General features: G+C 62.5%; 14 protein-coding genes and 1 tRNA gene. 5 read left to right on the top strand and 10 right to left on the bottom strand.

The annotated features are described in order from the left end of the window. Window position 1: 1 nt before the first annotated feature. The 6 genes from benD to VMR39_RS26325 are packed head-to-tail and all read right to left on the bottom strand — an operon-like array spanning window position 2 to window position 5,109. Window positions 2–787 carry a benzoate diol dehydrogenase BenD gene (gene benD, locus VMR39_RS26350; RefSeq protein WP_325420814.1) on the bottom strand — a complete coding sequence of 262 codons (786 nt, stop codon included), beginning with the start codon at window positions 785–787 and terminating at the stop codon, window positions 2–4. A gap of 11 nt (window positions 788–798) precedes the next feature. Continuing rightward, entirely contained in the window at window positions 799–1,314 is a 516-nt protein-coding gene (gene benB / locus VMR39_RS26345) for a benzoate 1,2-dioxygenase small subunit (RefSeq protein WP_325420812.1), read from the bottom strand. Next, on the bottom strand, window positions 1,311–2,666 hold the full coding sequence (locus tag VMR39_RS26340) for a Rieske 2Fe-2S domain-containing protein (protein ID WP_325420810.1): 1,356 nt from the start codon (window positions 2,664–2,666) through the stop codon (window positions 1,311–1,313). Before VMR39_RS26340 ends, benB begins: the two co-directional genes overlap by 4 nt. Before the next feature lie 24 nt (window positions 2,667–2,690). Next, the gene (locus VMR39_RS26335; RefSeq protein ID WP_325420807.1) at window positions 2,691–3,611 is read right to left on the bottom strand and encodes a dioxygenase; all 921 of its coding nucleotides are present in this window, start codon (window positions 3,609–3,611) and stop codon (window positions 2,691–2,693) included. Between the two features lie 30 nt (window positions 3,612–3,641). Further along, window positions 3,642–3,932 carry a muconolactone Delta-isomerase gene (gene catC / locus VMR39_RS26330; protein WP_325420805.1) on the bottom strand — a complete coding sequence of 97 codons (291 nt, stop codon included), beginning with the start codon at window positions 3,930–3,932 and terminating at the stop codon, window positions 3,642–3,644. A 4-nt stretch (window positions 3,933–3,936) separates the two neighbouring features. Next, window positions 3,937–5,109: a muconate/chloromuconate family cycloisomerase gene (locus tag VMR39_RS26325; protein WP_325420803.1), complete on the bottom strand. Its 1,173-nt coding sequence runs from the start codon at window positions 5,107–5,109 to the stop codon at window positions 3,937–3,939. Window positions 5,110–5,219: 110 nt separating this feature from the next. Here VMR39_RS26325 and VMR39_RS26320 point away from each other — a divergent pair, with 110 nt between their 5' ends. From VMR39_RS26320 to VMR39_RS26305, 4 genes are all read left to right on the top strand, one after another. Then, window positions 5,220–6,143, top strand: coding sequence for a LysR family transcriptional regulator (locus VMR39_RS26320; protein ID WP_325420860.1), 924 nt, complete (start codon window positions 5,220–5,222; stop codon window positions 6,141–6,143). A 126-nt stretch (window positions 6,144–6,269) separates the two neighbouring features. Then, complete coding sequence (locus VMR39_RS26315; protein WP_325420801.1) at window positions 6,270–7,598, top strand: MFS transporter; 1,329 nt, start codon at window positions 6,270–6,272, stop codon at window positions 7,596–7,598. 11 nt (window positions 7,599–7,609) lie between these two features. Then, window positions 7,610–8,794: a benzoate/H(+) symporter BenE family transporter gene (locus tag VMR39_RS26310; RefSeq protein WP_325420799.1), complete on the top strand. Its 1,185-nt coding sequence runs from the start codon at window positions 7,610–7,612 to the stop codon at window positions 8,792–8,794. Between the two features lie 39 nt (window positions 8,795–8,833). Beyond that, the gene (locus VMR39_RS26305) at window positions 8,834–10,273 is read left to right on the top strand and encodes an alginate export family protein (protein ID WP_325420797.1); all 1,440 of its coding nucleotides are present in this window, start codon (window positions 8,834–8,836) and stop codon (window positions 10,271–10,273) included. Between the two features lie 22 nt (window positions 10,274–10,295). Here the strand turns inward: VMR39_RS26305 and VMR39_RS26300 are convergent, their stop codons facing one another. Next, window positions 10,296–10,451 carry a hypothetical protein gene (locus tag VMR39_RS26300; protein WP_325420795.1) on the bottom strand — a complete coding sequence of 52 codons (156 nt, stop codon included), beginning with the start codon at window positions 10,449–10,451 and terminating at the stop codon, window positions 10,296–10,298. A 237-nt stretch (window positions 10,452–10,688) separates the two neighbouring features. Here VMR39_RS26300 and VMR39_RS26295 point away from each other — a divergent pair. Continuing rightward, window positions 10,689–10,765: transfer RNA gene (locus VMR39_RS26295), tRNA-Pro, on the top strand. 229 nt (window positions 10,766–10,994) lie between these two features. Here VMR39_RS26295 and VMR39_RS26290 read toward each other — a convergent pair. From VMR39_RS26290 to VMR39_RS26280, 3 genes are all read right to left on the bottom strand, one after another. Then, the gene (locus tag VMR39_RS26290; protein ID WP_325420793.1) at window positions 10,995–11,675 is read right to left on the bottom strand and encodes a hypothetical protein; all 681 of its coding nucleotides are present in this window, start codon (window positions 11,673–11,675) and stop codon (window positions 10,995–10,997) included. Window positions 11,676–11,917: 242 nt separating this feature from the next. Next, window positions 11,918–12,061, bottom strand: coding sequence for a hypothetical protein (locus VMR39_RS26285; RefSeq protein WP_325420792.1), 144 nt, complete (start codon window positions 12,059–12,061; stop codon window positions 11,918–11,920). Window positions 12,062–12,074: 13 nt separating this feature from the next. Next, on the bottom strand, window positions 12,075–12,686 hold the full coding sequence (locus tag VMR39_RS26280; protein ID WP_325420790.1) for an alpha/beta hydrolase: 612 nt from the start codon (window positions 12,684–12,686) through the stop codon (window positions 12,075–12,077). Window positions 12,687–12,690 lie beyond the last annotated feature (4 nt).

Raw genomic sequence — 12,690 nt, 5'->3', positions numbered from 1 at the left:
TTCAGCCGATATCGCCGCCGGCGACGGGCAGGACCGATCCGGTCACATAGCTTGCCTCGTCGGAGGCGAGGAAAAGGATGGGCGCGATCTGTTCGTCCAGCGTGCCGTAGCGCTTCATGAAGGCCGACGCCGTCACCTGCGACACCGCCTCGGCCATCCAGGCCTGCTCCTGCGCGTTGTCGCCCTCGGCGTTACGGGGCACGCGGCGCGGGGGCGCGCTGGTGCCACCCGGCGCGGTGGCAACGACGCGGATGCCGCTTTGCGCATATTCCATCGCCAGCGCCTGCGTCAGGCCGTTGATCCCGCCCTTCGCCGCCGAATAAGGCACGCGATGGATACCGCGCGTGGCGTTGGACGAGAGGTTGACGATGGTGCCCGCCCCCTGCTCCAGCATCGCGGGTAGAACCGCATGGCAGCAATAGAGCGTCGGCATCAGCGAGCGACGGATTTCCGCGTCGATCTGCGCCGGTTCGAACTGCGCATAGGGCCGCATGCGGATCGCGCCGCCGACATTGTTGACGAGGATATCGATGCGCCCCAACGCCTCGACCGCTACCGCCATCGCTTGCCCCGCGCCTTCATAGGTTTCCAGGTCGCAGACCACGGAAACGGCCTTGCCGCCTGCCGCAACGATCGCCTGCTGCACCTCGGTCACGAAGTCGGCCCGGTCGACGAGGACGACGCTGGCGCCCTCTGCCGCCGCGCGGGTGGCGACACCGGCACCGATGCCCTGCGCCGCGCCGGTCACGACCATCACCTTGCCGGTGAAGCGTCCCTGAAAGATCATCGCCCGGCTCCTCAGATATGATAAACGTCGATGACCTGATGAATATAGTCGTCCGTGAGGACGATCTTCTTCTTCAGGATCTTCGGCGCCTCGCCGCTGACGTCCAGCGTCACGAAATTGGTCCCGAAAAACTGCTGCGTCTTCTGGTAACGATGGCTCATCGTATGCCAGTTGTAGCGCAGGTCGATCGCATCGGCGCGCGTGTCGATGATCTCCACATTGGCGATGAAGTGCGACGTGCGCGCTTCCGGCGTGCTCGCCGACGACCGTTCGGTATTCAGCCGATAGACGCGATCCTCCAGCCCCTTGCGGTTGCCATAATAGATCAGCGAGATTTCGCTGTGCGGATTGGTGGTCAGCGCGTCGTCGTCGGTCCAGGCCGGCATCCAATATTCGCACTGCTCGCAATAGCAGTCCAGCCATTCGGTGAAGGCGCGATCGTCCAGCAAACGTGCCTCGCGATAGAGGAAGGCGCAAATGTCCTGATAGGACAGCGCCGGGCGTTGCGTGTCGAGAACCAGTGTCATTCCGCTGCCTCCATCATCGGTGCCGCGCTCGCGTCCTTTGCCATGCCATCGAGCATGATCTGGGCCCAGAATTCATGCTGGCGCACGAACAGCCCTTCATCCTCGCTGCGTTCGCTCGACAGCAACGGTTTCATGCCCATGGCGCTTGCATTGCTGTCCGGCCCGGCGATCCAGCGGGTCGCGCCACGGCTGAGGTCGTTCCACAATTCGCCCGCGCCCTCATAGGCCGACTGGCAGCTGCGGAATTCCTCCAGATCGTCGGGCGTGCCCATGCCGGTGACGTTGAAGAAATCCTCATATTGGCGGATGCGATGGGCGCGATCTTCCGCGCTCTCGCCCCTGGGGGCGTAGCAATAGATGGTGACTTCGGTCGTATGCACGTCGATCGGGCGGACGACGCGAATCTGGGTCGAGAACTGATCCATCAGGAAGACGTTGGGATAGAGCGCAAGATTGCGGGTCTGTTCGAGGATGAACTTCGCCTTGTCCTCGCCCAGCCGCTCGACCAACTGGTCCTTGAGGTTCCAGACCGGCCGGACCTCCGGATTCAGCACCTGCGTCCAGAGCAGGATATGACCATGCTCGAAACCATAGACGCCGCTCGCCGGCGCCTTCGACCAGCCATTTGCGTCGACTGCCTTGGTGCCTCCTTCGGCGCGGCGGCCCATGGTCGACTGGTAATTTTCATGGACCGAACTGACATGATAGCCGTCGCAGCCATTTTCCATCTGCATCTTCCAGTTGCCATGGAAGGTGTAGGTCGAATTGCCGGTCAGCACCTCCAGGCCTTCGGGCGCCTGATCGACCATCTGATCGATGATGACCTTTGCCTCCCCCAGATGCTCTTCCAGCGGCAGGACATCATGATTGAGCGAACCGAAGATGAAGCCGCGATAGCTTTCGACGCGAACCTTGGTCAGGTCGTGCGAGCCTTCATGATCAAAGCTGTCGGGATAGGCGCCGGTGCTGGCATCCTTGACGCGCAGCAGCTTGCCGTCGGTCTTGAAGCTCCAGCCATGGAAGGGGCAGACGAACAGCGGCTGGTTGCCCCGCTTGCGGCGGCACAGCTTGGCGCCGCGATGGGCGCAGGCATTGACCACGCAATTGAGGCCGCCATCCTTGGCGCGGTTCAGGATCACCGGCGTATGGCCGATCCAGGTGGTGAAATAGTCGTTCTTCTTCTCGACCTGGCTTTCATGTGCCAGATAGACCCAATTGTTCTCGAAGATATATTTCATCTCCAGATCGAACAGCTCGGGGTCGGTGAAGACGTCGCGGCGGCAGCGGAAAATCCCGGCTTCCGGTTCGTCGACCACGGCGGTCGCGACACGCTGCATCAGATGCTCATACATGATCTGTCTCCTTGCCTTGCGCGCTCAGGCGGTCTCGACTTCCGGTTCGATCGCCACTTCGGCGCGGGTGCGGGACGAAAAGCCCTCATCGTCCTCGCTGGATGCGCGCTGGAGCTGGAAATCGAAGGCGATATAAGCGGTGTCACCCTGACGGCTGGGCACCGGCAGCAACCCTTCGCGGGTGCCGAAGGCGAAATCGTCGGCTGCGAACGGATCGTCGCCGAAATTGATCTGCGTGGTCAGCGTGCGATAGCCGGGCGCCTCGATGAAGAAATGGACATGGGCCGGACGATTGCCATGACGGCCCAGCGCCTGCATCAGTTGATCGGTCGCGCCGCCGGGCGGCACCGAATAGCCGCTCGGCTGCTTGGAATGGAAGGCATAGCGGCCATCCTTGCCCAGCTTGATGCGACGACGGTTGTTGAACGGCGTCTGCTCGCCCGTCGGGTCGAAATGCGAATACCAGCCCTTGCTGTTGGCGTGCCACACATGGACGATCGCATTCTGCACCGCTTCATCATCGGGGCCGGTGACGGCGCCGCTCATATACAGCGTCTGCGTGCCTTCATCAGGATCGACGCTCAGATTGACGTCGCCCTCCACCAGTGGCGCGCCGGCGACATAGAGCGGGCCTTCGATGGTGCGCGGCGTGCCGCCAGTCAGGCCGGCCTTGGCATCCTTGGCATCCATGTAGAGGTCCAGGAAATGCTCGATGCCTGTGCCCGGCACGATCAGGCCAATCTCAGGAGCGCTGTCCGCCAGATATTTCATGGCCAGCCAGAATTCGCTTTCGGAAATGTCGTGCTTGACGATCAGGTCCATCACGCTTTCGGTGAGGTCGCGCACGATCGTCTTGAGCCGCGGACTGCCGCCGCTTTCATTCACACCCGCGGCGCGGTCGAGCAACTGCTGGATTTCCGGTCTTTGTACGAAGCTGGTACCCATATTTTCTCTCCTAAGCTTGCGGTTGGTCGATCAGCGATCGTCTTCGTGGATGGATGAAGGGTGGCGGCAAAGCGGCGTCACCTTCATGGTCATGAAGGGATAGAGCGGCAGCGCCATGAGCGTGTCGTGCAGCGCCGCATTGCTTTCGACGTCGAAGATCGAGACGTTCGAATACAGCCCGACCTTGCGCCAGATATGACGCCAGATGCCGGCGGTCTGAAGCTTCTGGAAATAGGCCTTTTCCGCGGCCTTGATCCGGGCAGCTTCCTCCGCATCGAAATCCAGCGGAATGTTGACGTCCATTTCGACCATGAACAACATGGATTCAGGCTCCTGCGGTATCGGGATGAAGGACCGGCCCACCGACAACCGATTTTGAGCGGTCGCGCCGGAAGAAGGCGAGCTTGTCCTCGTCGAAAGCGATGCCCAGCCCCGGCCCCGTCGGCACGGCGAGCGAAAAGTCGCCATAGCCAAGCGGCTCGCTCAGAATTTCCTCGGTCTGGAGCAGCGGGCCGAACAATTCGGTGCCCCAGGCCAGTTCCGGTAGCGTCGCGAAGACATGGGCCGACGCGACCGTGCCAACCCCGCCCTCCAACATCGTGCCGCCATAAAGGCCCATGCCGGCGGCCGCACCGATTGCGGCTACCTGCGCGGTTGCGAACAGGCCGCCCGACTGCGCGATCTTGAGCGCGAAGACACCGGCGGCATGGGCGGAAGCGATCCGCATCGCGCTGCGCGGGCCGTTGAGCGCCTCGTCCGCCATCAGCGGCACCGGCTGGCCCTTCGACAGCCGCGCCATGGCGGCGATCGCGTCACCCGCGATCGGCTGTTCGACCAGATCGCAACCGACATCATGGAGCATCGCCATGCCGATCTTGGCCTGCGCCTCCGACCAGTTCTGATTGACGTCGACACGCACGCTGGCGCGGTCGCCCAGCGCCTGGCAGATGGCGCCGACATGGGCGACGTCGTCGCGGACCTCGCGCTTGCCGATCTTCAGCTTGAAGATGCGGTGACGGCGGCGATCGAGCATTTCCTCGCCCTCCGCAATGTCGCGGGCGGTATCGCCGCTGGCCAGCGTCCAGGCCACCGGCAGGCTGTCGCGCACCCGGCCGCCACCGATCAGTTCGGACACGGCTATACCCAGCCGCTTGCCCGCCATGTCGAGCAGCGCGGTTTCGACCGCACATTTGGCGAAATGATTGCCGCGCACGCAGCGAGCGACCTTCGCCATGGTCGCACCGACCTGCGTCAGATCGCAGGTTTCCAGCACGGGAATGATATAGGTGTCGATCGCCGACTTGATACTCTCAGGGCTTTCCTCGCCATAGCTGAGGCCGCCGATCGTCGTACCTTCGCCAATGCCTTCCACACCGTCGGCGTCGACCAGGCGGACGATCACCATCGATTGGGCATGCATGGTGGCCATCGCCAGAACGTGCGGGCGGATCGTCGGCACATCGACGATGAAGGTATCGGCCCTGCTCAATACAGCCATTGCAGCGACTCTCCTGAATGCCTAGCTTTCGCAAGACAGATATGCCTCGACAGCGGATCGATCAAAGATCAATGTAGTCAAGGCTCCATACTTTGGAGGTATGATAGGTGATCGATCTGCGCCTTCTGCGCTATTTTGTGGCGGTGGCGGATAAGGGCAATTTCAACCGCGCCGCCGAACGGCTGCACATTGCCCAGCCGCCGCTGTCCCGCGCCATCCAGCAACTGGAGGCTCATGTCGGCGCGCCGCTGCTGGATCGTGCGAGCCGGCCGCTGCGGCTGACCGATGTGGGACGGCTGCTCCATGCGCAGGCATTGCAACTTCTGGCGCGCATGGAAGATGTCGAAGCGATGGTGAAGACGGCCGCCACCAGCCGGCGGCGACGCCTGGTGATCGGCTTCGTCGCCTCGACCATCTATGCGCGCCTGCCCGAACTGATCCGCGAATTTCGCAAGGTCGCAGCAAATGTCGAACTGGTCATGGTCGAAAGCACCACGCTCGAACAGATTGCCGCGCTCAAGGACGGCCGCATCGATGTCGGCTTTGGCCGCATAAGGTTCGAGGATCCAGCCGTGCGCCGCATCATCCTGCGCAACGAAAAGCTGGTCGCCGCCTTTCCGGTCGATCATCCGCTGGCGCAAGGCGACGGCCCGATCTCGCTGCGCGATCTTGCCGACGAACCGCAGATCATCTATCCGCGCGCGCCTCGGCCCAGCTATGCCGACCAGGTCATATCCCTGTTCCGCGACCATGCGATCGAACCGCGCATCGTCCATGAAGCCCGCGAACTCCAGATCGCTATCGGCCTGGTCGCCGCGGAGGAAGGGATGGCGATCGTCCCGGAATCGGTGCACCGGGCGCGCAGCCATGACGTCGCCTTCCGTGACCTGGTGGAGCCAGCGACATCCCCTATCATCATGAGTCACCGACCCGGCGACCGCTCGCCCGAACTGGCGCTTATGGCCGCGGTCATCGCCCGCCAATATGCCGACTGGGGCTATGAGGTGCCGACGGCGCTCAACGAGGAATTATAATCACCCGACAGCGCCGTCCATACCCATTGCGTATTTCAATCGGACTTAAACGGTATTTGGCGCGCCCCTGCATATCCTTCACTTTTCCGGGAAATCATGCCCATCAAATAAGGGAGAGGAATCGATATGCAGGGTATCGATATAAGTCGTCACATCGACGAATCCAGGTTCGGAAGTCTTCATCTCAAGATCATAATAGCCTGCGCGATCCTGCTGATCGTCGATGGATATGATGTCTTTATTTACGGCGTCGTCCTGCCACAACTCATGGACCAATGGCAACTTACCGCGCCACAGGCTGGCTCGCTGGCAAGTTGGGCCTTGTTCGGCATGATGTCGGGCGCATTGTTCTTCGGCCCGCTGGGCGATCGGATCGGCCGCAAGACCTGCATCGCCATCTGCTTTGTCCTGTTTAGTACCGCCACCTTCGTCAATGGCTTCGCGACGACGCCCACCATGTTCGGCGCGCTTCGCTTCCTCGCCGGCCTCGGCTGCGGCGGGCTGATGCCCAACGCCGTTGCGCTGACCAATGAATATGCACCCAAGCGGATGCGCAGCACGCTCGTCGCGCTGATGTTCAGTGGCTACGCGGTAGGCGGCATGGTGGCGGCGGGCCTCGGCATCTGGTTGCTGCCGCTATTCGGCTGGCAGGCCATGTTCTTCGCCGCAGCGGTTCCGCTTTTACTACTGCCGCTGGTCCTGCGCGGCCTGCCGGAATCAGCCGGCTTCCTCATCCGCAAGGGCGAACAGGCAAAGGCCCGCGCCATCCTGCAACGCCTGTCGACACAACCGATCGGTGATGGGCCGCTCGTCTATCAGGAGGCGACCTCGGATCGCGCATCGGTCGCCGAACTGTTCCGGCACAACCGGACGGTCGGCACCCTGTCCATGTGGCTCTGCTTCTTCTGCTGCCTGCTGATGGTCTATGCGCTGGGTTCCTGGCTGCCGCAGTTGATGCGCAGCGCGGGCTATAGCCTCGGCTCCAGCCTGTCCTTCCTGCTGGCGCTCAATTTCGGCGGCATGTTCGGGGCGATTGTGGGCGGACGTCTCGCCGACCGGTTCGGACTGCCGCGCGTGGTCATGGCCTATTTCCTGCTGGGCGCAGCGTGCATCACCTTGCTCGGCCTGAACGGTCCGATGCCGATCCTCTATCTGCTGATCTTCATCGCCGGAGCCGGCACTACGGGGACACAGATCCTGCTCTACGCCAGCGTGGCGGAGTTCTACAGCCTCTCGGTACGCTCTACGGGCCTCGGCTGGGCGTCGGGGATGGGCCGGGTCGGCGCGATCGTCGGACCGATGCTGGGCGGACTGCTGCTCGCCGCGCAATTGCCGATGGCACTCAATTTCGTCGCCTTTGCCATTCCCGGCCTCGTCTCGGTACTGGCCACGGCGGTCTTCATGATGAGCCGCCGCCAGCAGGTCGCTCAGGACAATTACGCCCTCGCGGCGTGATCGGGACCATCATGACCGTTCGGCAGACATCGTGGATCCCGGCCATTGTCGCCGGGATCATCGCCACCACCATATCCTTTGCGGGACCGCTGGTGATCATATTCCAGGCCGCTCAGGGGCTGGAACCAACGCTTGTTGCATCCTGGATATGGGCAATCTCGATCGGCAGCGGCATCCTTGGCATCATGCTGAGCTGGCGCTGGCGCGTGCCGATCGTGGTCGCCTGGTCGGCGCCGGGATCTGCGTTGCTGGTGACGATGCTGCCGCAAACCGATTTCGCCACTGCGATCGGCGCCTATATCGTCGCCAATCTCGCGGTGCTGCTGGTAGGGCTGTCCGGCGCCTTCGACCGGCTGATGCGGCTGCTCCCGGCAGCGATCACCGCCGCGATGCTGGCGGGCATATTGTTCCGCTTCGTGATCGACATGATCGGCGCCGTCCCGACTGCTCCGGTGATGGTGATAGCGATGATCGCCGCCTTCTTCGCCGGACGCGTTATCGCGCCGCGCTACGCCGTTGTGGCCGTATTGGTGACGGGTCTGGCGCTGACAGCCATGATCGGTGGCCTGTCCGGCAACATCGGGGCGCCCCGGCTCACCGTGCCAGTATGGACGACGCCGCATTTTGACTGGGCGGCCCTGGCCAGCATCGCGCTGCCGCTGGCGGTCGTCGCTCTCACCGGCCAATTTCTTCCCGGCATCGCCGTTCTGCGTGCAGCGGGCTATGAAAAGCCCGCCGCCCGGCCGATCGTCTCGGCCAGCGCGCTCGCCTCGATCGCGCTTGCGCCTTTCGGCTGCCACGGCCTCAATCTCGCGGCATTCACCGCCGCCATCTGCCTTGGTCCCGATGCCCATCCCGATCCGGCACGCCGCTATGTCGCCGGCATATCGGGCGGCGTGACCTATCTGGTCTTCGGCGCATTCGCCGCCACCGTGCTGGCACTGTTCGCAACCTTGCCCAAGCCGCTGATCGCAGCGCTCGCCGGCCTTGCCCTGTTCCCGGTCGTCGCCGGCTCGCTCAGCACCGCGCTGCGCACCGAACAGGGTCGCGACGGGGCGCTCGTCACCTTCGCGGTGAGTGCGTCAGGCATGACGCTGGCCGGCCTTGGCTCCGCCTTCTGGGGACTGATCTTCGGCATCGCAGTCCATCTGCTCCAGTCCGCCATGGCGCGGTCCGCACGCACTGCAACCGCCTGATCGACCTTCAAAAATAACCGACATTTCGGGAGAGTATCTATGTTCACCATCATGGCGCACACCCTGTCCGCCGCCGCCTTGCAGGCCGCACCTGCCGCGACGCTGCCGGCGACGCAGGCCGAAGAGGCGCAAAAGCCGGCGGAACTGCCGGCCTCGCAGAACAGCGATCGGCCCAAGCCCCCCAAGCCCGCCTTCCGTCCGATCAATCATGACGAGGATTATTCGGGCTTCCGCGACATACGTGACGCCAATCTGTGGACGCGCCTCAAATATCTGCCGATCGTCGGCAAGACCTATGCGACGCTGGGTGGCGAACTGCGCCTGCGCCCCGAACTACGGCTGGGCGAACGGTGGGGACGCGGTCCGCAGGACGATGACGGCAATTTTCAGCAGCGCACCCGTATCTGGGGCGATCTTCAGGTCGAAGGCCTGTTTCGCGCCTTCGTTGACCTCGAACATGCGACCAGCACCGGGCTGGATTCGGTCGTCGCCCCGATCGAGGAAGGCCGCCTCGATTTCAACCAGGCCTTCGTCGAAGCGCATGTGCCCGTCGGCCCGGCCCGGATAACCGCCCGGCTCGGCCGTCAGGAAATCGGCATAGGCAACCAGACCGTCTTCGACATGCGCGAAGGCGCCAATACGCGGCGCTCGCTCGACCTGCTACGTGTGATGGGGACCATGGGCAAATGGGACGGCGGTTTCCTGACCGGCCATGCCGTGCTGGAGAAGCTGGGCACATTCGATGACGAAACCAACCATGATTATGACCTGACCGGCTTTCATGCCGGGCGCAGCTTCGGCGGCGATACACGCACCGGACGGGCCGAAGCATTGTTCGTATCGTCGGATCGCGCCAGCCTGGCCTTCGACAGCGAACCCGCCGCGCGCGACCGGCGCCACACCCTGTCGCTGCGCTATGCGGGGAAACGCGACGCCTGGAGCATCGATGTCGAGACGATCCGCCAATGGGGCGCATTCGGCGATCTCGACATCGACGCCTATTATGTCACCGGTACACTTGCCCACGGCTGGCAGGGCGGATGGAAACCCAAACTCGCACTGCGGGTCGATGTGGGGTCCGGCGACAAGAATCCGAATGACGGAAAGATCGGTACCTATGCACCGCTCTTTCCAAAGCCGCTGACCTATAATGGCGACCTTGGCCCGCACAACCTGACCATCATCCAGCCGATGCTGTCGCTCCAGCCGACCACGCGGCTGAAACTCGACTTTTCCGCGGCGGGCCTGTGGCGCACCTCCATCCATGACGGCGTCTATTCGCTCGGCGGTCAGGTCTTGCGGCGCGGCAACGAAAGCGACAGTCGCTTTTTCGGCAAGCGCGTAACCGCCGCCGGGCAATATGCCCTCAATCCCTTCATGACGCTGGGCTTCTACACCATCTACGGCGACGTGTCGGAAAAGTTCAAGCCGGGTCGGGATCTTGTCTACGCAGCCAGCTATCTGACCTTCAGATTCTGACGGTAGCGACAACGGCGCGCGCCTAGTGGGGCCAGATAAACAATTCGCCCTCTTGAGCGGAAGGCTCATCCCAGAGCGCCATGTTGTAGTCGATAATGCATCCACCCCAGGACGGTATCGTCAAAGACGACGGGCCACCCAAGAGCATCCCGCCGTGCTGCTGGTTGAGTTCATCCATCCGTCATCGCCAACCGGTCGTGCAATCGACGCCTCGCCGATGTCGAAGGGAATTCCTGTCCCATACCCTGCCCGGGGAGCGGCACAAAACCGGCAGAAGATGAGGAGAGCGAAGCAAAATCTGTTCGGGAGTATTTCGTTCCCCCTGCACCGTTTACAATTTGTTTAATCGTTCTTTGCCGCGAAGACGAATTTCGCTTGCGCTTTGTCCCGGCAGAAAGCTAAGGGCTGCGGCGGCCGGGGAGTAGCGCAGTCTGGTAGCGCGCCTGCTTTGGGAGCAGGATGTCGCAGGTTCGAATCCTGTCTCCCCGACCACTTTTTACCTCAAAACAACTCATATGTACCCATGAGGTCCAGGGTGAAAATCTACTGTTTTCAGTGGGTTGGATGTGTCACCATAGAACGCCACCAGGATTCGAGGTGGAATGGTGAAACAACACATTTTTGGCGGAAATGTTGTTCGTCTCGCCGCGTCAAACGCGGAGATGAAGGACTATGCTTTCCGACGGCGTGCTGACCTCACTAAAGGCTCACGACAAACCGATTAAAAAATCTGATGGCGGTGGCCTCCTCGTCCGGGTCGAGCCACAGGATGATGCTGCCCAATCCGGCGCTGGCGCCGCGCGGCCAGATAATCCGTCCCGTTGATGACGCTCGCTGTCCGCTTGGAGGAAACCAGCGTCGCCTTCGGTGCGGACCAGGGCCTGCCGGTTTCGTTATGATACACCGCTGCGGCATGGTCCCGCATGCAGGCCAGTGCGTCCGATGCCTCGTCGAGAAATGCCAGTTCCTCGTGCGCGCGCTCCAGCTCTACGGCGTGGATTTCGCTTCCATCAGCCTGCCGGAGAAGGTCACGCATCTGCCTTGCTGCGCCGTCGGCTTGTCCCGCTGCCTGATCGCTCACGCGGTGAAAACTGTGGACGATGCCCCATGCGATGCGTCCCGCGACTTTCTCCAGCCTGCTGTCCCGCAGAACATCGAAAAGCGTCGTGACGATCAACTCGACCGCGAGCTGAACCTCGGTCGCATCAGGCGTTTGGCCGGTGCGCTCCTCGTCGTCGCGGCTGACCCTGACGCCATCGAGGTCCGTTTCAAATGCGGTGAGAAAGCTGTCGGACGTGACCGCGCTTTCTTCGGCAATGAGGGCTGCAATCTCAGTGAAGCTGCGGACGGAACGGAATGCCTTGGTTTTTCGTTCCAAGGTGCAGTTCGTCTGCTTTCCCATTCTGGATGCCCAAGATGGCCGATTGCAGACCGTGATGTCGAACTCCTAAGATGCCGACGAAGCCTTTGAGCCGAACTGAGCCCCTCGGTGATAAGCCTCTATTCGGCAGTTCCGGACCATTAAATCGCGATTTTGATACAAACTTCTATCCAGCCGGTGACCAGTCTGGGGCCCAAACTCCGACGCCTGGTTGATGGAGTAACCGCTTGCGCCAGCCTTCATTCCTTAGATTTGGCCCGGCCTTATGGGGCGACCGCTGCACCGGCGCGGATGAAGTCATGGGTCATGAGCCATGTCTCGAACGCCGTCGTCCAGCCGTCGCTGGGCAGATTCTGCGGCCGCAGGCCAAAGCCTTGGCCGCCCTTCTCGTAAAGATGCAGTTCCACCGGCAGATTGGCGTCATACCATTTTTGGAAGAGGTCGACGCTCTTGGTGGCGGTTGTCGTCCTGTGCGGCGGCGACGAACAGCGGCGGCGCATCAGCGCCGGGCGCCTTGTTTTCCATCCCGCCATAGATTGACGCGGCGAAATCGGGATGGGTCGGCCCCCTGCCTTCCAGCACGACCGCCATCGTCGTCATCGCGCCGGCCGAAAAGCCCATGATCCCGATCTTGTCGGGCGCCACGCTATAGCGGGGGGCATTTTCGCGCACGAAGCGCACCGCCTGAAGACCGTCGGCCATCGCGATGTGACGATAGGGGGCCAGCGCCTTGGTGGTCTTTTCAAAATCGGCACCCTTGGGACGCGGTGCGCCCGCGCCGGGGTTGGGCAGGGTCATGTTCGGCCGCACGCGATATTTGAGGACGAAGGCTGTGATCCCGCGGTCGGCCAGCCATTGGCCCACTTCCAGCCCTTCCAGATCCCAGGCGAGGATCTGGAACCCGCCGCCGGGACATACGATCACCGCCGTTCCGTTCGCCTTGCCCGCCGCCGGACGAATGACCGTCAGCGTGGGATCGGTGACATTGGTGACTATGCGTGCCGCTTTGCCGTTCTTGTCCTTGAACGGCACATTG

The organism is Sphingobium sp. (assembly GCF_035511395.1).
Taxonomy (GTDB): domain Bacteria; phylum Pseudomonadota; class Alphaproteobacteria; order Sphingomonadales; family Sphingomonadaceae; genus Sphingobium.
This window is presented reverse-complemented; position numbering and strand designations above follow the sequence as displayed.

Coding starts and splice junctions, on each gene's coding strand:
- benD (WP_325420814.1), bottom strand. CDS start 787: ATGATCTTTCAGGGACGCTTCACCGGCAAGGTGATGGTCGTGACCGGC.
- benB (WP_325420812.1), bottom strand. CDS start 1,314: ATGACACTGGTTCTCGACACGCAACGCCCGGCGCTGTCCTATCAGGAC.
- VMR39_RS26340 (WP_325420810.1), bottom strand. CDS start 2,666: ATGTATGAGCATCTGATGCAGCGTGTCGCGACCGCCGTGGTCGACGAA.
- VMR39_RS26335 (WP_325420807.1), bottom strand. CDS start 3,611: ATGGGTACCAGCTTCGTACAAAGACCGGAAATCCAGCAGTTGCTCGAC.
- catC (WP_325420805.1), bottom strand. CDS start 3,932: ATGTTGTTCATGGTCGAAATGGACGTCAACATTCCGCTGGATTTCGAT.
- VMR39_RS26325 (WP_325420803.1), bottom strand. CDS start 5,109: ATGGCTGTATTGAGCAGGGCCGATACCTTCATCGTCGATGTGCCGACG.
- VMR39_RS26315 (WP_325420801.1), top strand. CDS start 6,270: ATGCAGGGTATCGATATAAGTCGTCACATCGACGAATCCAGGTTCGGA.
- VMR39_RS26310 (WP_325420799.1), top strand. CDS start 7,610: ATGACCGTTCGGCAGACATCGTGGATCCCGGCCATTGTCGCCGGGATC.
- VMR39_RS26305 (WP_325420797.1), top strand. CDS start 8,834: ATGTTCACCATCATGGCGCACACCCTGTCCGCCGCCGCCTTGCAGGCC.
- VMR39_RS26300 (WP_325420795.1), bottom strand. CDS start 10,451: ATGGATGAACTCAACCAGCAGCACGGCGGGATGCTCTTGGGTGGCCCG.
- VMR39_RS26290 (WP_325420793.1), bottom strand. CDS start 11,675: ATGGGAAAGCAGACGAACTGCACCTTGGAACGAAAAACCAAGGCATTC.